This is a genomic window from Psychrobacter sp. Marseille-P5312 (assembly GCF_900291405.1).
In the GTDB taxonomy this organism is placed as follows: domain Bacteria; phylum Pseudomonadota; class Gammaproteobacteria; order Pseudomonadales; family Moraxellaceae; genus Psychrobacter; species Psychrobacter celer.
The window spans coordinates 930,705-953,986 of sequence record NZ_OLML01000001.1 but is presented as its reverse complement, the minus strand read 5'-3'; the positions used below and the strand labels follow the sequence as shown (position 1 = coordinate 953,986).

Sequence of the window (23,282 nt, the reverse complement as noted above, 5' to 3'; positions counted from 1 at the left end):
TGAAATTATTTTGATATTGGTGGTAAGCCTCTACGTTTCGATGTTCTATAAACACCATGACCGAAAGTACGCATATTTGGTAGCCATAATTTAAGCTGCTGCTCATTCTTGTTTGGCTTCGTTAGGTATAAAGCTGACGCTACAGCATTTTCGACTTCCTGAGGGTTATCACGATGAATCATACCGATACCTAATTTGCCATATTGCTTATACTTCTGCTTACGCTTTGGATCGTGATAGCTATAGTACTCACCTAGACCACCAGTGATGGCTTTCCATTTCTCACCCACTTCTTTGGCAATGTGCCAGTCGTTCTGTCGCTTCGATCCATCATACATAAGTAACAAATGACAGTGCAGTCCACCACTGATTCCTCCTTGCTCAAGAGCCCAAGCATTGCCTTGCAGGTGCTCAAAGCAACCCTTTGTTTTACCAATAAGCTCTCTCAATTTGTTCATATGACAGTAAAAATCCTCAAGACTAACGAGATGGCTCGTTTCTTGTGCATATTTTAAATCTATACGGATGAATAGCAGTCTTGAATAGTGGGTGATCATATTATTGACGTAGCCATGTAACCGTATTTTATTTTGAGATTCTTGGTAAGTGAACGCATTTCGTTCATTCTCAATATCATTTCTATAGCATGACAGCATATTAATAAAACGCTGGGTTTTATCATGATCCCAAATCACATTTTCTGGATAGGTATCGCCAACGACAGCCTGTGTACTACTAAAAAATGCCACGACTGCTTGTGAATAAATTAGATCAGAATTTAGATGATTCATGAACGGGTAATACCACCCGTTCAGTTTATCCATGATCTCGTTAAAGCTGATGATGTTTGCCAGTATGTCCATGACCAGATTATGAACGTTTGCGACAACTAGCGGTTGGTTTAGGTGTGAGTAAGACATGATAGGGTTCCTATGAAGTTGATTTCATAGGGTGAGGCTGTTATGTATTTTTATAATTCGATTAATGGATAGATCAGTGCTAAGCGATAGGTGCTTAGCTGGAATAATTAGATAAGCTTAATAATAATATACATTACCCATTAAGAGTGGGGTGCTAGAGAGCAGACTTTTTCTTGTGTGCTTAGGGTTTTTTTATCAAGTCTGATAGCAAATCGCTGTCTGCGTTGGAGATTTTTTCAGGTGGAGTTAGCAGACTGCGGGTGTTAAAACGTGTCGTTAAGTGTGCTTATTTAGTGCTGGGATTATCTGTTCCGACGAACATAGATAGCACCTAAACGAAGCGTTAATGTTGAGATGAAACAATCCGAGTTTAGTGCTAGGACGAAGTTTACATACAAGGTATAGTTAAAGCGAAAAGATGAAAGACTAAATGCAGTCTATTTTAAGCTAAAAAAGAGCATAGGACTGCTCACGCCTCTATATTAGGGAGTTTCTATGTAGTAAATACATAGTTTTTTCCTACTAAAAGAGACTATATACCCACTTTTTAAGAGTTTTTTTTGAAGGTATTTTTGCTATGACATATAATAATAACTCAGATTATAATGATGGAAACTTGGTTCAGACTGCTGACCAGTATCACGACAATTCCGAAATATCGGCTGAGAAAAGTGGAGATGTTACTACGGCTTTATCAACTACTGTTGTTAATAATGAGGTTGTAACAGAAGACTATAAACAATCACTTGACAGGTTAAATCAAGAATTGTTAAACAAAGCTAATGCATATCACTTGGCCCAACAATATAAGTTTAATACTGATTTGTATTTTTATCATTTAAACCAAAACTGGAAAGACTTAGAGGATTTTTATAAGACGATTGGACATTTCAATGAGGATGAGTGCAAGAGCCTAGTATTTGCGAACAATATGTATTGGGGGAATGCATCAGCTAACATGGAGTGGGATAAGGGAGCTTTTAAGTCTATTTTGATCAGCATATTCAAGTCTCAGCCATATCCAATTCCATACTTTCACGAGCTAATGCGATTTAAAATTAACAACCAGCTGCCAGATAGCTCATTGAACTGGATAAAAGGCGATCTCCGTAACGCTCTGCATATTGCTTATTTAGTTCAAGATATTTTTCACAATAAAACTATGGTCGGAGGTAATGAGTTAGTTTCTCATATTTCGAATTATCTAAAATATGAGGTCATGCATTTTAACTACATTCCATTCACCCTTCCGTATTATGCACATTATGTAGTGGAAAACAATCTTCCGTTGATAGGGCGTATAGAAACTATCAAATCCGTATATTTTAGAAATCGTACTGATAGAGAAATTAAGTGGCTTAAGGGTGATGATAGCGAACAAGTTGAATGGGCTTATAACTATCTGAGCTCAGAAAAAAGAGACCACCTCATACTTCAGAATGCTTTCATACCCTCCTCTCTAGAGGACAAGTATAGTTTAATCTTGGCGAGTCTAGATGTCCTATCAAATGCAAAGTATACCTATGAGGCTTTTACTCAAAATATAGATATGAGCGACCCTACAGTTGATCTTGAGTCAATACCAGAAATATCACATAGAACTAAAATTATAGAGAACATGAAAGACGCATGGAGTAAATTTTCAGCGAGCAACAAAAATGAAGATTTAAGTGAAGTCAAGATATATAAGAAAAACCAAGATCAATTGGACTCTATTATGAAAGCTAAAGGAACGACTGCCAACAAGGTTATAAGTCAAATCATTGAAAATGAATATAAAAAAGTTTTCAACAAAGACTAGGTGGTTTAGTAGGGAAAGCCACTCGATTTGATGTAATTATTAAGTGTTTGATCTAATGTTTTGAATGGCTAACTTTATAAAAAAATTATCAAATTATTCTAATAGCTCCTGCAACTCTACTTTCGTCATACCCTTATTAATAAGCGCTTGAATAAGGTGTTGTTTATCAATTGCTTCAAGGCCATCAGCTTGATATGTAGTGGCATAATGAAATAGGACAGTAGATAAGAGATACCATCTTAAAAAAGCCAAATCAAGCACTAATTAGCTCAACTTTTGCTTGGTAAGACTGCTGATGTTTAATCACACCGAAACAGATATGCACAAGCTTGCGCATCGCTGCACAGACAGCCTGCATTTTGCACTTACCATTAGCAAGCAGTCGCTCATACTGCGCCTTAATATCAGGATTATGCTTAATGGCGACTAGCGCTGGCATATACAGTTTGGCTCTGATATCACTTGAGCCATTCTTTGCTAAGCGAGACTTGCCTTTAAATAGCCCTGATTCACTATGTTTGGGAACTAAGCCTAAAAAGGCGGCCATTTGTGACGCTTGACTAAACTGCTTATTATGCATCAGCGACACCATCTGCTTTGAGACAACAGGGCCGACGCCTTTAATAGTTTGTAGTAGAGTCTGATCTTGCTTTAAATTGTGATGATGATCGATATGGTCATCAATATCACCATTGAGCTTAACAATAGCGGCTTGCAAAGAGGCTATCATATGCTCAATAGAAGCTTTAACGATAGGAGCGGTGTCTGTGGCCTGCGCTTTTTCCAATCGATTCAGCTCACGTTGTAAGTCTTCTTGTAGTGCGTCTAAGCGCGACAATAATGACTTGAGGTGACGCGCCTCTGCTGGCGGCGGTGTCCATAATTTAGGCTTAGCACTATAGGTGTAGCGGGCTAATAACATACTGTCTTTTTTATCCGTCTTGTTGCGACTTCCTAAACTAGCAGCATAGCTTTTGATATAAGCAGGATTGATAATACTGACGTTAAGACCTTTATCAAATAGGTAGTAGGCGATGTTCTCGTGATAGACTCCTGTGGCCTCGACCGTGATGTGAATATTACTTAAGTCGTCAGTGATGTTAGCAATGAGCCAGTTGATAAGAGCAGCGTAGTCACTGTAATCATTTTTAAAGACTTTGGTTTTAAATTTGAGATTATCAGTGGCTTTGAGCCAGGCGATATCTAGCTTGTTTTTACTGACGTCTATGCCGATATAGTGTGTCATCTTATTGTCTTCCCTTGTCTATGCAGTGTCACTCATGACACCTTGGTAGATGGCGAGGCACTTGGATACCATTCAGAATATGAAGATGATGGGATGAGCATTGGGCATAATCTCTTACACAGTGTCTAGGCACTAAGGTTATACTCATACTCTCAATGCTCATGAATAATTACTTTATTTTATCAACTTTCGTTGGCAGTATTAAGCGGTTATTCAAGATACAAGGTTATACTATCACCAAGACTGGAGAGAAGATATGACCACCAAACGCGGACGCTACAGCCAAGAATTTAAGCTAGAAGCCATTAAACTGGTTGAAGATCAAGGCAGGAAGATACCAGAAGTAGCCAACTCATTAGGTATCGGCAAAACCACCTTAGAGAATTGGGTATATAAATACCGTAAAGAACAGCAAGGTGTCATGCCATCAGAAGGCAAAGCCCTAACGCCTGAATTACGGCGTATACAAGAGCTTGAAAAACAGGTCAAGCAGCTTAAGATGGAGCGAGATATATTAAAAAAGGCATCTGCTCTGCTAGCCCAAGACAATCTCAGCGTCTATCGCTAATAACCAAGCTTGCAGAGCATCATAAGCATATTAGCAAACACAAGCTATGTGAACTGTTTGGGGTTGTTAGAAGTAGCTATTATAACAGTACTAAATCTAGGTCTATAGACATTGAACTTATAAGGCTCAAAGCCTTAATCAGAGAAGTATTTGAACAGTCAAATGGCTCGGCTGGTGCAAGGACGGTATCTGCTATCGTCACGCATCAACATGACATTAAACTCACACGCTACAGAGCAGGTAAGCTGATGGCACAAATGGGGTTGATTAGTCGACAGATAAAATCACATAAGTACAGGCGTTGTGAAAAATTCCATAAAGTTTATGGAAACATACTAGACCGTCAGTTTGCGCCCACTGCACCAAACCAAGTGTGGACAGGTGATGTTACTTATATTCGTATCAAAGGCGGATGGTGTTATTTAGCCATCGTTATGGATTTATATGCTCGACGTATTGTTGGTTTTGCCTTGTCAGATAGCCCGAATACTCAGCTGACCACATCTGCACTAAAAATGGCATATCACATAAGACTTGAGCCTAAAGGCGTGCTGTTTCATTCAGATCAAGGCAGTCATTATACCAGTGAAGAGTATGCTAAATGCGTAGCCAAGTGCAATGGTATGTCGCATAGTATGAGCCGACGAGGCAACTGTTGGGACAATGCACCTACAGAGAGGTTCTTTAGAAGCTTTAAGACAGAGTGGATGCCAAAAAACGGCTATGACAATATTGATGAGGCTCGGCAGGCAGTAAATGATTATATTTGGGGCTATTATCAAAGTGTAAGACCACACAGCTTTAATGAGTATTTAACACCAAGCGAGAAAGAGAGACTTTATTTCAACAAAAACCTCTTAAGTACTGTCTAAAAATATTTGACCACTACAATAACTACCTAACGACCTCTCAATTTGCTGCCTTGCTGTCTGAAAGTCTACAACCTCGCCTTTGTCTCTAAGTAGGTCTAAAAAGTCTGCCCAGACCTGCATGATCTTACGGCGCTCTTCTAAATGCTGAGCATGGTTATAAACCGCGCGTATGTTACTTTTTTTATCATGCGCCATCTGCTTTTCAATCGCGTCACCCATATAGCCAAGCTCGTTTAGATTGGTAGAGGCGATGTGACGAAAACCGTGACCTGTCTGTTTGCCTGCGTAACCCAAGATATTGAGCGCGTTATTGATAAACTCTTCACTATACGGCTGATGCATACCTGTGTGGTAAAACACATATTCATATTTCCCTGTGATTGCTTTCATCTCTTCTAATACTGCCAGCATTTGATCTGATAGCGGTACGACGTGCTTACGCGCAATCTTAAGATTATCGATATCAACACGCCATAAGCGATTCGCAAAATCGATATGTGACCATTTCATCATACGTAGCTCAATGGTTCGGCAAAACGAATAAGCCAAAAACTTCATACCTAAGCGAGTTTGATCATGACCATGATAATTCTCAATAGCTTGGAGTAGAGCAGGTAGCTCATGGATGTCTACGTGCTTCATGTGCTGGCTTTTGGCTTTAGGATAGAGCGTCTTTAAATCATCGATCGGATTTTGCTTGATAATGCGTTCACGTTTGGCACGCCTTAAAATATTAGCCACCAGATCAATAGTACGTCTGGTGACCTCACGCGGTGGCTCACCCTCTTTATTTATTCGCTTCTCGATCTCATCTGCCATCGATCGACAATCCTCAAAGCTTACATCTTTTAGTGCAATGCCTTCAAAGTGCGGCAATACGTCTTTATGCATCCGATTATAGTCTTGCTGATAGGTACGCGGCTTAACGTTACGCTTGCGCTCAGAGAGCCAGTCTAAGGCGTAGTCATTAAATTTCTGCGCGTGGATGTTAGCAAGCTTGTCTTGACGCTTTTTATTTTTTGGGTCGATACCATCAGCGAGCAGCGCTTTAATCTCAGTATTGGCTTGTCTGGCTTCAGCAAGCGACATGATGGGGTAAGTACCGAGTGTGAGGCGTGTCTGCTTACTATCAAAGCGATAGGCGCTTATCCATGTCTTTGTGCCAGTATTGCGTACTAATAGCTGTAAGCCTTGCTGATCACTGTATTTGTCAGGACGTGAAGGTATGCATTTCTCACTAGGTTTAAGCTTGCGTATCTTGCTATCGCTTAGCATGTTGGTCTATTCCCTATGGCTACAAGCTATATGAATCAAGAGATACAACAAAAACGTTGGTCTAAAGCTGAATCATAAAGCTTAAATGTTGGTCTTTTTGAGGTCTAATGAAATCATAGACCAACAGATAGACCAACACAAGCCACGGGATAGGTGGGTTATTCTCGGACAGCTTAGGAAAACGTTAGGTATAAAAAAAACGCTAGACGCGTTATTTATAGAGGGTTGCAGAGGTATATGGGAGTATATGGGAATAGGTAGGAAAACTAGTATTTAATAAGATTGGCGGTGAAGGAGGGATTCGAACCCTCGATACGCTATGAACGTATACACACTTTCCAGGCGTGCGGTTTCAGCCACTCACCCACTTCACCGTTTAGACAGACCGCATTTGCACGATACTGATTTTTGACTGGCTAAGTATAGCGGATACCATTTAAAAAGTCACGACTTACGCCTTATCTTTCTTTATTGGTGGACGCCTGCTAGGATACGCATATGAAATAACAAGTATAGACGATTGAGAGTTGCATGATAAGAGTTGGTGGGTATCAAGGTGTTTTGAACAACAGTATAATGGTGGTATTTGCTATCGTCGTAGGGCTATCATCAGCGCAGGCAGATGATCTTACTCAGTGTAGTCAATCTTTTTATGGCGGGGTTTATCCAGAGTTTACCAATACCAAGCTTGATAAGAAGACTCAAGCGCTGTGTATGGACGGGTTTGCCGTTATGTACTCGGGCGTGTCACGGACACCATTGTGGTCAGCTGAGCATCTAGACCGCCGCCGCTTGCAGCAAGCAAAAACCATCGACCGCGAAGACAGCTTTCATGAGGAGAGCCGTCTACCTAAGTCTATGCGCGCCTCGTTGTCTGATTATTCAGGTTCAGGCTATGATCGTGGGCATCTAGCGCCCAATGCCGATATGGCCACGCGCTCGCAGCAATACGACAGCTTCAGTCTGGCTAATATCGCGCCGCAATCGCCGCGCAATAATCGTTACATTTGGCGTAATATCGAGTCTGCTACCCGCTACTTAACCCAGCAGTATGGCGAAGTCTATACCATCACGGGCGTGGCTTTTACGGGCAAAAAGACCAAACAGCTTGCCGAGCGCGTATTGGTACCCAGTCATTTTTTCAAGGCCGTCTATATTCCAGCGACCAATCAAGCAGGGGTGTATTACGCGCCCAATGATGAGTCAGAGCGAATAGAGGTCATTAGTCTAGATGAGCTAACGGCTAAAGTCGGCATTGATGTCTTGCCAGTGCTCGATCGCCAGACCAAAGCGCAAGCGTTTGCGCTGCCACTAAAGGCAGGTGAGAGCGCCGACTTGCCTGATCAGCCAGTAGAGGAGCCGACATGGCTGCTGTTTGTTTGGGCGATTATTGAGTGGCTACTGACTCAATTACAGGCTTAATATGCTTTTAGCGACATCTCAATGTGCTGATATGCATGACTGAATTACTATAAAAAGGATGACAAAATGATTGAACCCTTTGCTAATAACCACCAAAGCATGCAAATTGGAGAGCTGGTCATCGAAAACCAGCAGGACAAAATCACGATTTATGGCGATATCGATGTGACATTCGATGCAGCAGGACATCGTCAGGCTCAGCAGTTACACGAGCTGACAACCAAAATTATGCAAGCTTTTGATGATGGTTTTCCTTATAGTAATAATGAGGCAAAGTCAAAAGAAAATGATGACCAATCGGACAAGGATATCGACAACCCTTTCCTGTAACTCTTTGATAAGGTTTTGGTTTTACAGAAATAATAAAGTACAAAAAAATTACTAGGCAAACAGATAAAATTGCTTATAATGGGTCAAGACATCGCTTATGTCGCTCAAATCTTTGAACAAAAGCTTGTGAGCAATCGCGATAACGACTATCAAACGGCACATGCTAACTCATGATGTGCGGTGTTGATGAGTGAAATCGCAGCGCTTATATAAAAGATTCTAGCAAAGGATGAGCATAGAACAGCAGAAACATCACGTTTCGAGCAATCATTGTTTGATTAATCATTGTATGAAGGGAGTCACTCTATGAAACTATTTACAAAAACCGCTTTAGCAGCTGCCGGTATCAGTATGGCGACCATGGCGTTTGCCGCTGATCCATTACACAATACTACATGGCAGACGTATGACGACGGTAAGCCAAAAGGCACGGTAAAAATCACCGAGTCTAACGGGGTGTTGACCGGTAAACTCATTGCAACGAACTCCGCCAAAGGCAAAAAGCACGTCGGTATGACTGTCATCAAAGGCCTAAAAGCTGACGGTGGTGGTAAATATAGCGGTGGTACGATCACTGATCCAGAAAAGGGTAAAGACTATCGTATGACAGCCAGTTTAAATGGCAACACTCTAAAGCTAAAAGGCTATATCGGTCCATTCTCTCGTAGTCAAGAGTGGAAAAAGAAATAAACTAAAAAACTAGTTTTAGCGTAATACATAAAAATCCCGCGTTACCGAAAGGTCTCGCGGGATTTTTTACGTTTTAGATTCAAGCTTATATTTTATATATTCAATAGGGGAGATCTTTAAACACTAAAATTATAAACGCTGATACTACAGTAGGTAGTATCAGCGCATTTAAAAGCAGTCTTTAGCTTACTTGAAAGGAGCTTATCTTATAAATTCTGGGTAAGCTTCCATACCACATTCTGCAATATCAGCACCTTCGTATTCGTCTTCTTCAGAGATACGTAGACCGATGACCAACTTGATGATAGACCAAACCACTAGGCTGGCAATGAATACCCAAGCAAAGATGGTTGCAGCACCCACAATCTGACCGATGAAGGTAGATGCTGGGTTAGTGATAGGTACAATTAGTAAACCGAATAGACCGACCACACCGTGAACTGAGATTGCACCAACTGGATCATCAATCTTGATTTTGTCTAAGGCTAAGATTGATAACACTACAATGATACCGGCGATAACACCAAAGATAGTGGCTTGTAGTGCAGAAGGGGTTGAAGGCTCAGCAGTAATGGCTACTAGACCAGCTAGTGCACCGTTTAGGAGCATGGTTAGATCCGCTTTACCAAAGATGATGCGAGCTAAGATCAAGGCACCGACAGCACCACCAGCAGCAGCAGCATTAGTGTTCAAAAATACTATTGCAACAGAGTTAGCACTAGCGATGTCGCCTAATTTAAGCACTGAACCACCGTTGAAACCGAACCAACCCATCCACAAGATTAGTGTACCGAGTGCCGCCAATGGTAGGTTGGCACCAGGAATAGCACGTATCTCACCGTTAGGACCATATTTACCTTTACGTGAGCCTAAGAGTAGTACACCTGCTAGAGCTGCTGCAGCACCAGCCATATGTACAATACCAGAGCCTGCAAAGTCAGAGAAGCCCATGTCGCCTAGGTTATATAAACCAAACACATCGTTGCCGCCCCATGTCCAGCTGCCTTCTAATGGATAAATCAGCCCTGTCATGACCACTGCAAACAACAAAAACGACCACAGTTTCATGCGCTCAGCAACGGCACCTGATACGATTGACATACAGGTCGCTACAAAGACCACTTGGAAGAAAAAGTCTGATGCGGCAGAGTAGACAGAGTCGCCACCGAAGCCATTTTCAGCAGAGGCTGCTAGGGCGTCTTCTACTAATGTATCACCGCCTGCAATTCCGCTTAAGAATAGATCGCCACCATACATAATCGCATAGCCGCATACCATATACATGATACTAGCCGTTGCAAATAGTGCGACGTTTTTGGTTAAGATTTCGACTGTATTTTTTGATCGGACGAGTCCGGCCTCTAACATAGTGAAGCCTGCTGCCATCCACATGACCAACGCACCACATATCAAAAAGTAAAACGTATCGAGCGCATATTGGAGCTCAAAGATTTGACTTTCCATTTAAATTCCCCCTTGAATTTATAATATAGATATCGGCATTACCGATAGATAAAAATGCTGTAAGAGTCTGTACCTATAAGTTTATGCCCGTAGGTAGGTCTTCAAATTTAGATAGCGTCAGGTCCCGTTTCACCCGTACGGATGCGGATAACTTGCTCAAGTGCAGTGACGAAAATCTTGCCATCACCAATCTTACCAGTGCTAGCGATACGAGTGATTGCCTCGATAGCAGGCTCAACCATTTCGTCAATAACAGCTACTTCGACTTTTACTTTAGGTAAAAAGTCCACCACGTATTCTGCGCCGCGATAGAGCTCTGTGTGACCTTTTTGACGACCGAAACCTTTGACTTCAGTGACGGTAACACCTTTAACACCGATGTCAGAAAGCGCTTCACGCACATCGTCGAGCTTAAACGGTTTTAAGATCGCAGTGATTAGCTTCATAAAAAATTCCTTATTTGTGTGATGCCGCAGATTGATAGAGGCATTATGGTGCATCGTCGTATCTCTGCTTTGCTTACGGTAAGTTATTCAAGAAATGTGCCAACCTACTCAAGGGGGAGGTAGAATTGGGTTTATCTATTCAAAAATAACCGCGGTTGCAACAGAGTATATGGGTGACGATGTAATGATGAGAGCCATCATTATAAACATAGTAAAAGCGAATCAACCTTTAGCGTTTGGTTAATGAAAACTTTATTATAACCAACTTTTTAGGCGCTTGGGGAGGCTATCGATTTATTTCATGTGACGATTTGCTAACTTGAGTTTAGTAATAAAATGAACGTTTGATGACAGCTGATTAAAGCTAAATAGAGGAGAAGTCGCGGTAAGCGGCAGAGACCAAAAGAGTCATTGGTGCTCTGCGCTTATATAGATAGGCTATGTGTGTAGATAAAACGATGCTTAAGCCTTAGGAAAAAGGAGGTATGGTGTTTTGGTGCTGCCTAATAACTTCTTAGTATCGCTGCCTTGTAGCAACTCACGTAAACGCGATTGGCCAAAGGCCCCTGACATCAACAGGCCAATGTCGTTTTCGGTTTGATAATAATTGAGGGCTGCTGTCACGTCGCGGCAATCGAGCAACGCCTTTTTCGACTTGATGCCCGCTTGCTTGAGGCGCGCGTAAGCTTCGCGCAGCGCATCGCAGTTTTCAGAGTTTTCTTTGCCCACCATCACGATGTGGACGGTTAGGGCGCGAATAAGTGGCGTTTTACAGAGCCAATTGAGCATTTTATGACAAGTGGGACTGTTGTCGAAGGCAAATAGCGCCGTCGTAGGGGGCAAAAATGGTGCATGAGTCACCAAAATGGGGCAAAGACTGACTCTGATGAGTTGGCTCAAAGTCGATTTGCAAGTGACATGATGACCGATGACAATCAATTGCGCTTTGTCATCGACATAATCGATACTTTCACTGAGGTTTTCGTGCCGATGCAACGTATAGGTTTTGAGTTTTTGTCGCTGCTGCTCGCAGTAGGTTGTGGCTTGATGCAACAGCAGCTTGCCTTGGGCTTTTAATTCACAGTTGCTTAGGTGTTCTTTATTGGTAAATTGCTCAAGCAAGGTATTTTCGTCGTCGATATTTAGGCAGCCAGAGTAGTTTACAGCGGCTTTTTGTTGCAAGCTTGGCACCGAGTGCAAGAGGCCGATAGGCACCTGCAGGCGAGTCGCTGCCCACATACTGGCTTTCAACACGGCTTGCACGTGATCAGGACAGTCCAAGCAGGCAATCACACTATCTGGTTTTAAATTACTCATAAGACCACCACATCATTCCGACAATAAAAAGACAGCTGCTTGGCGAAAAGCTGGGCAATGTGACTGATACCCAACTCTCTCAACCAACGCAGCTGTTTATTAAACTATATATTCAATTATCTACTGGTAATGCATTAATCCAGCAAGCCAATGTCTCGGCGATCGTGGATAGAAAAACGGTCAATCAGGGTTCGGCTTGCATTATTGAGTCCCACCACTTTGACATCAATGCCTTCTCGTTGCAAGCGCATGACCAGCTTGTCCAAAGTGTCCACGGCGCTGATGTCCCAAAAGTGCGCTTGGCTGACGTCAATCTCGATACTATCTACGGCTTCTTTGGTATCAAAGCTGTGCAAAAACTGCGTGGTCGAGGCAAAAAACACCTGCCCTTGCACATAGTAATAACGCGTGTTGCTGCGCTCATCGTACTCACTAAAGATGGTTAAGAATTGACCAATCTTATTGGCAAAGGCCAAGGCAGAGAGCAGGACACCGACGCCGACACCGTACGCCAGATTGTGCGTAAATACTGTGGTCACGACCGTGGCTAGCATGACGATGTTAAATGACATCGGATGCGTTTTAAACTCGCGAATAGACTGCCAATTAAAAGTGCCAATCGACACCATAATCATCACCGCCACCAGTGCGGCCATTGGGATTTGACTGACCCAGTCGCTCAAAAACACCACTAAGATGAGCAGCACCACACCGGCAATCAAGGTCGACAAGCGCGTCCGACCGCCAGATTTGACGTTGATCATCGACTGACCAATCATCGCACAGCCGGCCATACCGCCAAAAAAACCTGACACTACGTTGGCCATCCCTTGACCACGGCATTCTTTGTTTTTATCACTTGGCGTATCTGTTAACTCATCCACGATGGTCGCCGTCATCATAGACTCTAGCAAACCTACGATGGCAAGCGCGATAGAGTAAGGCGCGATGATCAGTAAAGTATTGAGGTTTAGAGGGATATCTGGCAACAAAAACATCGGCAGCGAATCTGGCAGATCACCCATGCTGCCGACGTTACGAATATCAAGGTTCATATACATCGCCACCGCTGTCAGACCCACGATACAGATAAGCGGCGATGGGATCACCCGTCCGATTTTCGGAATCAGCGGAAACAAGTAAATAATCGCAAGGCCCGCTGCGGTCATTAGGTAGACCGTCATCCCGACGCGCTCAGTCATTGGGTTTAGCTCAGGGAGCTGGGCGGCAAAGATGAGTATCGCCAAGGCGTTGACAAAGCCAATCACCACCGAGCGCGAGACAAAGCGCATCAAATTACCCAGCTTTAAAATACCCATCACAATCTGAATACCGCCGCACAGTAAAGTCGCGGCCAGTAGATACTGTAAGCCATGCTCAGCGACCAAGTCGACCATCACCAGTGCCATCGCGCCTGTCGCCGCCGAAATCATACCTGGACGACCACCGACAAAACTGATCACCACCGCGATACAAAACGAGGCATACAAGCCGACCTTTGGATCGACCCCAGCGATGATAGAAAAGGCAATGGCTTCAGGGATTAAGGCGAGGGCAACGACCAGACCTGATAACACATCACCACGAACATTGGAAAACCACTCGTCACGTAAGTTATCAATAAAAGATGTCATAAGTAAACTGCATAGGGCTAGAGGCAAAAAAAGTAATCATCCATAAAATGATCGCGTCGCTATAAAATAGCGGTTCATCTTTTTTTTACCACAACATGCGCCTTGTCATGTTGTGGTATTGAATTATCAGAGGTCAATCATCAAAACATCGATGGATTTATTGATGGGTATCACAAATACACTCACCAATAATAACTATGATGATAAATCCTATCAGATTGCCTAAAAAATAGTATTTAAAATGGGTGCTTAAAGTAGTGTATATAAAATAGCACCTACAATAACGTATAGAGTCAGCAATGAGATGCTGCAATAGAAGGTGATAAAACGCTGTCCAACAAGCACAGTAGTTTGATTTTGATAGCAAGGTAGCCTAAGTCGCCGCAAATCAAAAGTGACTGAGGGGCAAATAGCACGCGAACGCTAACAACATGCTACACTAAAATGCCAAGCTCAAGACTTAGAGTAAGACTTAGCAAAAACCCTGTGCTGACAGATCAGGGCGGCTATTATAGCATTAGACCCTGAATATAAAAACAGGCGCATAATAGCATAAAGTCATAAAAAATCAGTACCGAAATCTGAACGATACCGTTATCATGATTATTATCTTGACGGTAGCGCTTAACGCTTGATACAGCAGCATCGCTAATGCCATGCCAGCCGCTTCAGCCACTATATAGAGCCTCTTTTATTCGTCTTATCCTATATCTTAGCCATATTACCCATCGTTTGCTTGTTTAATTTTAATAGAAGGAATAGATATGACCACCAGTACTACAACAGAAGCCTTACTTCATAAAGGCAGTGGGTTACAAGTCGTGGTCGGTTTGGGGCAGTCGGGGCTGTCGGTGGCGCATTATTTGGTCAAGCAAGGCTATCAGGTCGCTGTCACCGATGCGCAAGCGGCGCCAGCGTTGGCAGTGAAGCTGCCAGAGGCCGTGACGACGCGTCAGTTTGGCGCGATTGACGCCGAGCTATTGCAGCAGGCGGCGCGTATCATTATCAGCCCAGGCATCGCCCTTAGCACGCCTGCGGTGGCGGCGGCGCGTCAAGCCCATATCCCAGTGGTCAGCGACATTCAATTGTTTTGTGACGCTTGTCGTGTCCCTATCGTCGCAATTACTGGCTCTAATGCCAAAAGCACGGTAACCACCTTGGTTGGTCAGATGGCGGCAGATGCGGGCGTCAATGTCGGTGTCGGTGGCAATATCGGCGTACCGGCGCTGACGCTACTAGAAAATAGCGAGATGGAGCTGGCTGTACTTGAATTGTCGAGCTTTCAGTTAGAAACGGTCAGTAATCTGGGTGCGCAAGTGGCAACTGTGCTCAATATGTCGCCTGACCATCTCGATCGTCATGGCGATATGCTCGGCTACCATCAAGCCAAACATCGTATTTTTCAAGGCGCTAAGTCAGTGGTCATCAACCGCGAAGATGCGTTGACGCGACCACTGGTGGCTGATAACTTACCCAGAATCAGTACAGGCATTCATGCGCCTGACAAAGACCAATATGGACTGATTGTCGATTCCGATGGGCAGATTTATTTGGCGCGTGGTACACAAAAACTACTGTCGGCAGACAAACTGTTGATTAAAGGTCGGCATAATTTGCTCAACGCGCAAGCGGCGCTGGCATTAGGCGAGCTGGCGGGGTTGCCGCTGGCGAGTATGCTGACGACTTTGCAACAGTTCACAGGTCTTGAGCATCGCTGTGAATACGTGGCAAGCGTGGCTGGTATCGATTATTTTAATGACTCAAAAGGCACCAATATCGGCTCGACCATAGCAGCCATCGAAGGGCTTGGCGCTGTCTATGCGCCAAAAGATGGCAAGCTGCTGCTGGTATTAGGCGGGCAGGGCAAAGGGCAGGCGTTTGGTGAGCTGACGCCTTTTATTAATCAGTACGTCAGCCAAGTTTTGTTTATTGGCAAAGATGCACCGCTGATAGAGCAGCATTTGCGCGCGGCTAAGATTAGTCATGACGTGACGCTACATCAGTGCCAAACGCTAGAAAACGCCTTTGCCACCATCTTGCAAGTGACCTCAAGCAGTCTCTCGCAAGTACAGGCTGTGCTGTTGTCGCCTGCGTGTGCCAGCTTTGATCAATACAGCGGCTATGCCGCGCGCGGTGAGCATTTTGGTCGATTGGTTCATCAGTTAGCAAGCGAGTCGGCAGCGACAGCGACCCCTTAGTGGTATGAGTGGCTATCTGGCATTCTATGCCGGCAGCTGGTGGATGGGCAAGGCACACAGGTGTTTTTTGATAAATGATTGTTTTGCTTATAGATTGCTGCTACTGTCTTTTATAACCAGTCTACTAATCAAGCGTAGAGATGACTGTGTCATTGCTTGAGTAATGGTTAATCGTGCCGATGGCCGATGATGATCAGTCGTCGTTTGTCTTAGCCTCAGGTTTGTTTGTTGGTATGTGTTTTTTTAAACGGTGGCGTTTTATAGACGCCGTGTTTTTCGTTCGTTAGTGTATATAAAATTATGGCGCTCTCTTCTCTTTTTCGTTCTTCGTCCCAACCAAAGACAGCCACTGGCGCTGATGGTATTTTATCGATGCCGTCAGCGCGTGCTGTTTTGATAGCGAGCGTTGGCTGTATGCTGGTGCTCAGCTTGTTGATGGTCGCCTCTGCTTCTATCCCATTCGCCCTGAGCCGTGGTATGAGCGAGCTGTACTTTTTTAAAAACCAGCTGCTTTACATGACCATTGGACTTATCATCGCCGCCATCCCTTATTATGGGGTGTCTTTGCGGCGACTTTATAAGACAGAGACCCAGTTCATATTGCTGGGGGTTACCGGCTTGCTGCTCGTTGCTACCTTGTTTAGTACTCCGATTAACGGCTCAAAACGCTGGTTAAATTTGGGGATCTTTAACTTTCAGGTGGCCGAGCTGGCAAAGCTTGTAATGATTGTCTTTGTCTCTGACTTTGTGGTACGCCGCTCGTTTGAAGTGCGCAATGGTTTAGATGGCTTTTTGCGCATTATGTTGGTGGTGGTTCTGATTACCATGCTCCTACTCTCGCAGCCAGACTTTGGCTCGTTTGTTGTTATTTTAGGCACGATTTTTGCGATTTTTTATATCGCAGGTGCGCCTTACAAGCACTTTGTCGCACTGACTGCCGCTGCCATCGGTGGGGCTGTGTTGATGGTGACAACGGCGCAGTATCGCTTGGTGCGCGTGATGTCGTTTATGGATCCGTTCGATGATGTGCAAGATACCGACTATCAGTTGGCGCGCAGTTTGATTGCCTTTGGTCGTGGACAGTTTACTGGCGTGGGCTATGGTGAGAGTGTACAAAAACTCTCGCATTTGCCTGAAGCGCATACCGATTTTTTATTGGCCATCACAGGTGAGGAGTTGGGTTTTGTTGGGGTGACGATGGTCTTGGTGCTTGAGGCGCTGATCATCGGTAGTGCGATGCGCATCAGTTACAACGCGCTAAAACGTCGGCAGATGCGCATGAGCTATACCGCCTTTGGTATCGGTGTGGTGTTTATTGCGCAAACCATCATCAATGCGGCGATGAATATGGGAGCGATTCCGACCAAAGGCTTGACCATGCCATTTTTTAGTTATGGTGGTTCATCTATGCTGATCAGCCTTGTGATGGTAGCGCTGCTGCTAAAAATCTATAAAGAAAGCCCTGAGATTGAAAAGAGTCAGTGCCGTTACTATTAAGCCCTAAACCAAACACCGTTACTATATTCCTAGGGCTTTAGTGTCTTTGCAAGATGATTAACAAGCGTCGCTATTATGAGTGGCGCTTTTTGCTGTTGGTCTATTATTTATCAAGCTTAACTGCTGCTGGCCGTGTAGCGGCGCGTTGTCCCACTGTGCAGTCGCCTGTTTGAGCATCCGCGCAGGTGTGTCTATCTCGACACTTGGCTGCTGCAAAAGCTGTAATGCGGTCGCGATTAGCTGACTTGGGTCGCGGGTGTCTATTGGCTGCGCTAGGTTTTGTTTAGACAGCTTTTGCCCGTTTGGGCTGCAGATCAGCGGCAGATGATACCAGCGGTCAATCGCGGGCAGGCGCGCTGCTTGCATGATGCTGATTTGGGCGGTGGTCATGGGCAGAATATCCAAGCCGCGCATGATATGTGTAACCCCTTGCAAGCCATCATCGAGACTGGCGGCCAAAATATAATTGATCATGCCGTCTTGTCGACGCACCACCATATCGCCCAAAGTCTGCTGCGGATTGCCCCACTGTTGTCCCTGAATACCATCATGAAACCCAATGAGATAATCGGGCAGCTGTATGCGTAGCTTGTGCTGTAGCCTATCTAGTGCTTTGGTGACACAGCGCCGCGGATAGCGTTTTCTGTTTGGCAGCACAGTCAGCTGTGTCGCAGTATCTGTATGGGCAGGGATTTGCTCTTGCTGCGCCCAATATTGCTCTAGGTCTTTACGTGAGCACTGACAGCCATAGGTCAGCGGCCGCAGGGTCGAGGCCAGATACTCATTATAGATATCGATGCGCTCAGATTGATACACCACATCACCATCCCAGTGTAACCCCAGCACTTCTAGGTCGATCAAGATCTGCTCGGTAAACTGCCGATCGCAGCGCTCTGTATCCGTGTCTTCGATACGCAATAACCACTTACCGCCAAGTGATTTTATATGGCAGTAGCTGGCAAGGGCGGTGGTCAGTGAGCCAAGATGTAGCTCGCCGGTTGGGGAAGGGGCAAAGCGGCCGATAGGCTGCGTGGGTATGGAGGTCGTGGGCATAGGCGTTTATGGGATAGTTAAAATAAATGATGACGGGTTAAGGGATACCGTTATCGCGAACTAGGTCATATAGGATACTGTATCTGCTGGCCAAAAGATGTTTATAAAACGCAACAAGCGACCACATGATGGTCGCTTGTGCTGAGATAACGCTATTGATTTGTTATCTCTCGGATTTATATGCCTATGCGCCTACGCACCTTGGTTTTGGCGCTCTTTGATTTCTGAGAGAGTCTTACAGTCGATGCACTGGGTCGCGGTTGGACGCGCTTCGAGACGACGCAAGCCAATCTCTACGCCGCAGGTTTCACAAAAGCCATAGTCGTCATTTTCGATTTCTGCTATGGATTTGTCGATTTTGCGAATGAGCTTACGCTCACGGTCACGCGTACGCAGCGCCAAAGCAAACTCTTCTTCTTGAGTGGCGCGATCATTGATGTCTGGCATGGCGCTGGACTCATCTTGAATATAAGTCTTGGTACGGTCTGCCTCACCAATCAATTGGTTTTTCCAGTCCAATAAAATCGCCTTAAAGTGCGCCAATTGCGCATCAGACATATACTCTTCGCCTTCGGCTGGCACATAAGGAGTAAACTTCACTTCACTCGGATTCGTGGTCAGGGTGCTCATATGGGTATCCTAATTTTTCAAATTAATTCAATAAAACGACGCATCAAAAGACAAGACGTTATCAATTTATAAACGCTATAAGTTGTCCCTTTATAAAACGTTTTACCACTTGGTAACACAAGTAACACAGCTGATCTAATAATAAAGTTGTCTAGATATGACGACAGCGACATATCAGTACCCCAGTATATGGTTATGTATATTTTTATTTAAATACCTTGATGCAAATACCTCAGTGTAAATAGGGTAATTGGCCTACGGGTCGCTAAACAATATAACAAAAATAACAAAACACGGACTATGAATACTTAGCGTGTGGTCAGGTTAGCCATCCTAGCTGTTATAATTTTGTCTAATCTCGGCTATAGGTTATCTTTATATTTTAATCATCATCTGGTTTTATAAGTTGTATCACTGTTTTTCATAATAATGAAGCAGTTTTTATCATTGTTGGTGCTTTAATGCAGTCAGACACCACTAATCTAAGCCAGCAATATCGGCAAGAAGTCTGATATATTAGGGCTACATCACGCTCGCCGCGATAAATCTGGGCGTTAAGTATCCAGTCTTTCTACCCAGCTTGCAACCTTTCCATTGTTGGCTAATTGCAACCAACGGTAACCCGGCTGGGCACGTTTATCATAGGCAAATTCATCTGAAAAAGGTTTGAACTGATAGCAGGTAGAAGGGGTACTATATACCGTGACCCCTTGACAATGGCGTACTTGCTCCTGATGAGTATGACCGCTGATGATTACTTTTAAGTGCGTAAACGCACTCATCTGTCGCCAAAAATCCTCGCTGTTTTTCGCCATATGAGTATCGATCCAGTCAGAATCGACAGGAATCAGATGGTGATGGACGGCAATGAGCGCAGGCTTGCTACAGTGGCTGAGCTGCTGACATAGCCAATCGATATCGCTTGGTGCGATCTCACCTGAGACCTTGCCTGCGATGGATGAGTCCAAAAACAACAACTGCCAATGAGCAGACTCAATCACATGCCGACTGAGCAAACGCGGGTCAGCTGGTTTGGCCACCAGTTCACGCTGAAAAAACGGCAAATCATAGCCCAGCTCATCGGTCACATCATGGTTGCCGGCGATACAAGCAAAAGGAATGCCAGTCGCTTGTAGGACGGCAAAAATATGATTGTAGATATCAAGTTTTACTCGGTTGACCAAATCGCCCGTCACCACAATCAAATCGCAGCGAATATCATCGTTTAATGCTTGCGCCAGTACCGTCTCAAAGCTGTGCTGACACAAAACAGCGTCACCGCTACTGTCGTCTGTGCTCTTGTTGACAGGCGTTGATAGGTGCAAATCCGTGATTTGTAAAATATTGAGCTGTTCATCAGGTGGGCAAAGCGTGTTGACAGGATAGCTTAGCATTGTGGCGCTCCCTTATCGACTCAAAACAATCAAAGTTGCCAGAACGACTATGGATAAACAATGGTGATTTGGCATGGCTGATGCCAGCCCTATTAAAGCAAGTTTATAACATAAAGTGAATGAAAGCTCTAGCGATATTAATGAAATAAAGTTGGACAACATCAAGGTAAAACTTGTTTATAACCCAGTGGTTACGCTAGCGCCGGCGCTCTGCTGACCAAAACCTAAGCGTTTTTAATTTGCTAAAAAACAACGCAATAAAAAACAAAATCGCTAATATCAAAACAATAGAAAGGCCAGTCTGGATGTCCAGCCAAATACTGCCCCACACGCCCAGCGTGACGCCAACCTGAGCGATCAGTAAAGACAAGAGAACCATTTGTTTGGGCGAAGATACCCATAAGCGTGCACTCAAGGCTGGTAGTACCAAAAGGCCACTGATCAGTAGGCTACCCACCGCCTGCAAGGCAATGGCACAAAACCCTGCCAATACTCCCATAAAAAATAGCCGCTGGCGCGCAGGATTGATACCTTGAATCCGTGCCAAGGCCTCATGAGTGGCCAGCTTGGTTTGCGCAGGCCATATATAGATAAGCAGTCCTAAACCCACTAGTACACTGGTAGCAAGCAGCGGCAGATCAGCCCAATCCAGTTCAAGTAAGTTACCGAACAAAAACCCCAATACATTGGCTTGCTGGTCGGTCAGCTGAGTCAATGCCAGTAGTCCCAAGCACAGCAGCGACACCGCGACGACGGCCAGTACCGCATCGACAGGCAAGCGTTCATCATCGATAAGGACCAGCCCTAGGACCACCGCGATACTAATGATAGCAATCCCAACGCCCATCGGTAATTGCCACCACACTGCCAAAGCAACGCCAAGCAGCGTACCATGCGCCAGTGCATCGGCAAAAAAAGCCATGCGCCGCCACAATACCAGACACCCCAGAGGCGCTGAGAGCAACGCTAAAATACTACCTGCAATCCAAGCCGGGGCAATGATGGCTAACCAAGCGCTCATAAAAGATATCCGTAACAGTTTTTAGTTTGCATTAACGCTGTGTTTTTAAGGCAGTCATCAACGTGTTTGAGTGCATGTATTATAATTCGCTGGGAGCATGATGCTCGCAAGCATGCGGCTGATGCACATACGGTTGCTCATAGTGGTGACCAAACAGCTTTTGAAACTCACTACTAATCGCAAGCTCGCTTGGCTGACCTTCACAGCAGATATGCTTGTTGAGGCAAATCACCCGCCGGCTGCCTTTCATCACCCAATGTAAATCATGCGACACCACGAGCATGGCGCAGCGCAAAAACGCTGGTAGCTCATCAATAAACTGATACAGCCAAACCTCAGTATCAGGATCAAGCCCTTGCATCGGCTCATCTAAAATTAACAAGTTGGGTTTGTCCAGCAGTGCCCGCGCCAATAACACGCGCTGCGTTTCACCACCTGACAAATGCAACATCTGCCGTGACAGCAGATGCGTCAAAGACAAGTTGTCAAAAATAAATTGCCGCTGCTCGGCCGTTAGGCGCTTTTTGTCCGCTTGTGCCAACAAATCACAGACGCGTAATGGCAGTATTGGCGGCACGGCAAAGCGCTGCGGGACATAACCCAGCTGTAGAGGCTGATGAGCGGTAATTTGCCCTTTGGTCGGCTCAAGCAAGCCTAAAATAAGCTTGACCAACGTCGACTTGCCCGCGCCATTGGGCCCAATGAGGCTAAGTGTTTCATCGACAGAAATATCGATATCGATATGCGACAGTAGACGCTGCTGACCAATATGAAAACTGATGTCACTCAAGCTCAGTAGCTTCTTACGATCAAGTGTTGTATCAGTCGTAGTGGTAGATATAGACGGTGACATAAGCGCGCTCATAGGGCAAGGACTCAAGGTAAGATAAACGATGGATGATAAATTAACGAGCAAATAATAAACCGTCGTTATTACTGACAAGCTTGGCAACGACCACTCAGCTCAATGACACTACGCTCCACCACAAACCCCACATCTTTTTCAGCAAAGCTCATCATCTCTTGTACGGGTATGCTACTGCATTCTTGTACCCGCTGACACTGGGCACAGATCAAAAACGCCGCCGTATGCTGAGCGCGAGGATGACAGCAGGGCACGTAGGCGTTGATAGAGGTAAGCTGATGGATCAAGCCCTCACCGAGTAAAAACTCCAAGCTGCGATATACCGTGGGTGGTGCCACGTTTTTTGTCGTTTTTTGCGCCGACGCATCATCAGGTGTGACTAGTCGCATTTGCTGCAACTGGGTGATCAAATCATACGCGCCGACGGGTTGGTTGGCTTCGAGTACCAGCTGGTATATCTGCTGCCGTAACGGCGTAAAACGCGCACCACTGAGTCGGCATTGCTCCTTTGCTGCGCTCAGGCGCTCAGTCACATCATCCGGTGTAAAGTCTTGCACATCATGCAAGTGATCGCAGACTGACAAACTCGTAGACATGAGGCAAACTCCTAAAAATTACGTAGCATTTTAGCAATGGCGT

Annotated in this window: 20 protein-coding genes and 1 tRNA gene; 7 read left to right on the top strand and 14 right to left on the bottom strand. The window is 44.8% G+C overall.

Going from position 1 to position 23,282, the window contains the following annotated elements:
* Positions 1-5: 5 nt before the first annotated feature.
* Positions 6-920: an inovirus-type Gp2 protein gene (locus tag C6W44_RS04130; protein WP_105244337.1), complete on the bottom strand. Its 915-nt coding sequence runs from the start codon at positions 918-920 to the stop codon at positions 6-8.
* A 577-nt stretch (positions 921-1,497) separates the two neighbouring features.
* Here C6W44_RS04130 and C6W44_RS04125 point away from each other — a divergent pair.
* Positions 1,498-2,721: a hypothetical protein gene (locus C6W44_RS04125; protein WP_105244336.1), complete on the top strand. Its 1,224-nt coding sequence runs from the start codon at positions 1,498-1,500 to the stop codon at positions 2,719-2,721.
* Between the two features lie 253 nt (positions 2,722-2,974).
* Here the strand turns inward: C6W44_RS04125 and C6W44_RS04120 are convergent, their stop codons facing one another.
* Positions 2,975-3,967, bottom strand: a complete 993-nt coding sequence (locus C6W44_RS04120) for an IS110 family transposase (RefSeq protein WP_105244335.1) — start codon at positions 3,965-3,967, stop codon at positions 2,975-2,977.
* A 256-nt stretch (positions 3,968-4,223) separates the two neighbouring features.
* Between C6W44_RS04120 and C6W44_RS04115 the strand changes: the two genes are divergently transcribed.
* Positions 4,224-5,407, top strand: a protein-coding gene (locus tag C6W44_RS04115; protein WP_105244334.1) for an IS3 family transposase whose coding sequence is annotated in 2 segments (ribosomal slippage) — positions 4,224-4,497 and positions 4,497-5,407 — 1,185 coding nt in all. Because the reading frame shifts where the segments join, the coding sequence is not laid out codon by codon here.
* Here the strand turns inward: C6W44_RS04115 and C6W44_RS04110 are convergent.
* Both C6W44_RS04110 and C6W44_RS04100 read right to left on the bottom strand, forming a co-directional pair.
* Positions 5,393-6,682 (bottom strand): tyrosine-type recombinase/integrase, encoded by a 1,290-nt coding sequence (locus C6W44_RS04110; protein WP_105244333.1) that lies wholly within the window; start codon positions 6,680-6,682, stop codon positions 5,393-5,395. The genes C6W44_RS04115 and C6W44_RS04110 overlap by 15 nt on opposite strands.
* Positions 6,683-6,965: 283 nt before the next feature.
* Positions 6,966-7,056, bottom strand: a tRNA-Ser gene (locus tag C6W44_RS04100).
* Positions 7,057-7,243: 187 nt separating this feature from the next.
* Here C6W44_RS04100 and C6W44_RS04095 point away from each other — a divergent pair.
* The 3 genes from C6W44_RS04095 (at position 7,244) to C6W44_RS04085 (ending at position 9,124) form a co-directional block, all read left to right on the top strand.
* The gene (locus C6W44_RS04095) at positions 7,244-8,104 is read left to right on the top strand and encodes a DNA/RNA non-specific endonuclease (protein ID WP_226940904.1); all 861 of its coding nucleotides are present in this window, start codon (positions 7,244-7,246) and stop codon (positions 8,102-8,104) included.
* A gap of 66 nt (positions 8,105-8,170) precedes the next feature.
* Positions 8,171-8,434: a hypothetical protein gene (locus C6W44_RS04090; protein ID WP_105244330.1), complete on the top strand. Its 264-nt coding sequence runs from the start codon at positions 8,171-8,173 to the stop codon at positions 8,432-8,434.
* 306 nt (positions 8,435-8,740) lie between these two features.
* On the top strand, positions 8,741-9,124 hold the full coding sequence (locus C6W44_RS04085; RefSeq protein WP_075101865.1) for a DUF2147 domain-containing protein: 384 nt from the start codon (positions 8,741-8,743) through the stop codon (positions 9,122-9,124).
* A gap of 201 nt (positions 9,125-9,325) precedes the next feature.
* Here the strand turns inward: C6W44_RS04085 and C6W44_RS04080 are convergent, their stop codons facing one another.
* From C6W44_RS04080 to C6W44_RS04065, 4 genes are all read right to left on the bottom strand, one after another.
* Complete coding sequence (locus tag C6W44_RS04080; protein WP_105244329.1) at positions 9,326-10,588, bottom strand: ammonium transporter; 1,263 nt, start codon at positions 10,586-10,588, stop codon at positions 9,326-9,328.
* 107 nt (positions 10,589-10,695) lie between these two features.
* Positions 10,696-11,034 (bottom strand): P-II family nitrogen regulator, encoded by a 339-nt coding sequence (locus C6W44_RS04075; protein WP_010197981.1) that lies wholly within the window; start codon positions 11,032-11,034, stop codon positions 10,696-10,698.
* Between the two features lie 462 nt (positions 11,035-11,496).
* Positions 11,497-12,351, bottom strand: a complete 855-nt coding sequence (locus tag C6W44_RS04070; protein ID WP_105244328.1) for a universal stress protein — start codon at positions 12,349-12,351, stop codon at positions 11,497-11,499.
* A gap of 134 nt (positions 12,352-12,485) precedes the next feature.
* Positions 12,486-13,985: a SulP family inorganic anion transporter gene (locus C6W44_RS04065; RefSeq protein ID WP_105244327.1), complete on the bottom strand. Its 1,500-nt coding sequence runs from the start codon at positions 13,983-13,985 to the stop codon at positions 12,486-12,488.
* Between the two features lie 764 nt (positions 13,986-14,749).
* Here C6W44_RS04065 and murD point away from each other — a divergent pair.
* Together murD and ftsW are read left to right on the top strand one after the other, a co-directional pair.
* Positions 14,750-16,183 (top strand): UDP-N-acetylmuramoyl-L-alanine--D-glutamate ligase, encoded by a 1,434-nt coding sequence (murD, locus tag C6W44_RS04060; protein WP_105244326.1) that lies wholly within the window; start codon positions 14,750-14,752, stop codon positions 16,181-16,183.
* A 300-nt stretch (positions 16,184-16,483) separates the two neighbouring features.
* A complete protein-coding gene (gene ftsW / locus C6W44_RS04055; RefSeq protein ID WP_199774455.1) occupies positions 16,484-17,680 on the top strand; it encodes a putative lipid II flippase FtsW in 1,197 nt (398 codons plus the stop codon).
* Between the two features lie 57 nt (positions 17,681-17,737).
* On the opposite strand, the gene gluQRS is transcribed toward ftsW, so the two are convergent.
* The 6 genes from gluQRS to C6W44_RS04025 form a co-directional block, all read right to left on the bottom strand.
* Complete coding sequence (gluQRS, locus tag C6W44_RS04050) at positions 17,738-18,733, bottom strand: tRNA glutamyl-Q(34) synthetase GluQRS (protein ID WP_105244324.1); 996 nt, start codon at positions 18,731-18,733, stop codon at positions 17,738-17,740.
* Positions 18,734-18,925: 192 nt separating this feature from the next.
* The gene (gene dksA, locus C6W44_RS04045; RefSeq protein WP_105244323.1) at positions 18,926-19,363 is read right to left on the bottom strand and encodes an RNA polymerase-binding protein DksA; all 438 of its coding nucleotides are present in this window, start codon (positions 19,361-19,363) and stop codon (positions 18,926-18,928) included.
* A 554-nt stretch (positions 19,364-19,917) separates the two neighbouring features.
* The gene (locus C6W44_RS04040; protein ID WP_105244322.1) at positions 19,918-20,757 is read right to left on the bottom strand and encodes a metallophosphoesterase; all 840 of its coding nucleotides are present in this window, start codon (positions 20,755-20,757) and stop codon (positions 19,918-19,920) included.
* A gap of 196 nt (positions 20,758-20,953) precedes the next feature.
* Positions 20,954-21,778 carry a metal ABC transporter permease gene (locus tag C6W44_RS04035; protein WP_105244321.1) on the bottom strand — a complete coding sequence of 275 codons (825 nt, stop codon included), beginning with the start codon at positions 21,776-21,778 and terminating at the stop codon, positions 20,954-20,956.
* Positions 21,779-21,857: 79 nt separating this feature from the next.
* The gene (locus C6W44_RS04030) at positions 21,858-22,631 is read right to left on the bottom strand and encodes a metal ABC transporter ATP-binding protein (RefSeq protein WP_227526353.1); all 774 of its coding nucleotides are present in this window, start codon (positions 22,629-22,631) and stop codon (positions 21,858-21,860) included.
* A gap of 80 nt (positions 22,632-22,711) precedes the next feature.
* The gene (locus C6W44_RS04025; RefSeq protein WP_105244319.1) at positions 22,712-23,239 is read right to left on the bottom strand and encodes a Fur family transcriptional regulator; all 528 of its coding nucleotides are present in this window, start codon (positions 23,237-23,239) and stop codon (positions 22,712-22,714) included.
* Between the last annotated feature and the right edge of the window lie 43 nt (positions 23,240-23,282).

Excerpts from the sequence above, each read along its gene's own strand:
- C6W44_RS04080 (WP_105244329.1), bottom strand. The coding sequence starts at position 10,588 with ATGGAAAGTCAAATCTTTGAGCTCCAATATGCGCTCGATACGTTTTAC.
- dksA (WP_105244323.1), bottom strand. The coding sequence starts at position 19,363 with ATGAGCACCCTGACCACGAATCCGAGTGAAGTGAAGTTTACTCCTTAT.
- C6W44_RS04040 (WP_105244322.1), bottom strand. The coding sequence starts at position 20,757 with ATGCTAAGCTATCCTGTCAACACGCTTTGCCCACCTGATGAACAGCTC.
- C6W44_RS04075 (WP_010197981.1), bottom strand. The coding sequence starts at position 11,034 with ATGAAGCTAATCACTGCGATCTTAAAACCGTTTAAGCTCGACGATGTG.
- C6W44_RS04035 (WP_105244321.1), bottom strand. The coding sequence starts at position 21,778 with ATGAGCGCTTGGTTAGCCATCATTGCCCCGGCTTGGATTGCAGGTAGT.
- C6W44_RS04120 (WP_105244335.1), bottom strand. The coding sequence starts at position 3,967 with ATGACACACTATATCGGCATAGACGTCAGTAAAAACAAGCTAGATATC.
- ftsW (WP_199774455.1), top strand. The coding sequence starts at position 16,484 with ATGGCGCTCTCTTCTCTTTTTCGTTCTTCGTCCCAACCAAAGACAGCC.
- C6W44_RS04130 (WP_105244337.1), bottom strand. The coding sequence starts at position 920 with ATGTCTTACTCACACCTAAACCAACCGCTAGTTGTCGCAAACGTTCAT.
- murD (WP_105244326.1), top strand. The coding sequence starts at position 14,750 with ATGACCACCAGTACTACAACAGAAGCCTTACTTCATAAAGGCAGTGGG.
- C6W44_RS04065 (WP_105244327.1), bottom strand. The coding sequence starts at position 13,985 with ATGACATCTTTTATTGATAACTTACGTGACGAGTGGTTTTCCAATGTT.
- C6W44_RS04110 (WP_105244333.1), bottom strand. The coding sequence starts at position 6,682 with ATGCTAAGCGATAGCAAGATACGCAAGCTTAAACCTAGTGAGAAATGC.
- C6W44_RS04070 (WP_105244328.1), bottom strand. The coding sequence starts at position 12,351 with ATGAGTAATTTAAAACCAGATAGTGTGATTGCCTGCTTGGACTGTCCT.
- C6W44_RS04125 (WP_105244336.1), top strand. The coding sequence starts at position 1,498 with ATGACATATAATAATAACTCAGATTATAATGATGGAAACTTGGTTCAG.
- gluQRS (WP_105244324.1), bottom strand. The coding sequence starts at position 18,733 with ATGCCCACGACCTCCATACCCACGCAGCCTATCGGCCGCTTTGCCCCT.
- C6W44_RS04025 (WP_105244319.1), bottom strand. The coding sequence starts at position 23,239 with ATGTCTACGAGTTTGTCAGTCTGCGATCACTTGCATGATGTGCAAGAC.
- C6W44_RS04085 (WP_075101865.1), top strand. The coding sequence starts at position 8,741 with ATGAAACTATTTACAAAAACCGCTTTAGCAGCTGCCGGTATCAGTATG.
- C6W44_RS04090 (WP_105244330.1), top strand. The coding sequence starts at position 8,171 with ATGATTGAACCCTTTGCTAATAACCACCAAAGCATGCAAATTGGAGAG.
- C6W44_RS04030 (WP_227526353.1), bottom strand. The coding sequence starts at position 22,631 with ATGTCACCGTCTATATCTACCACTACGACTGATACAACACTTGATCGT.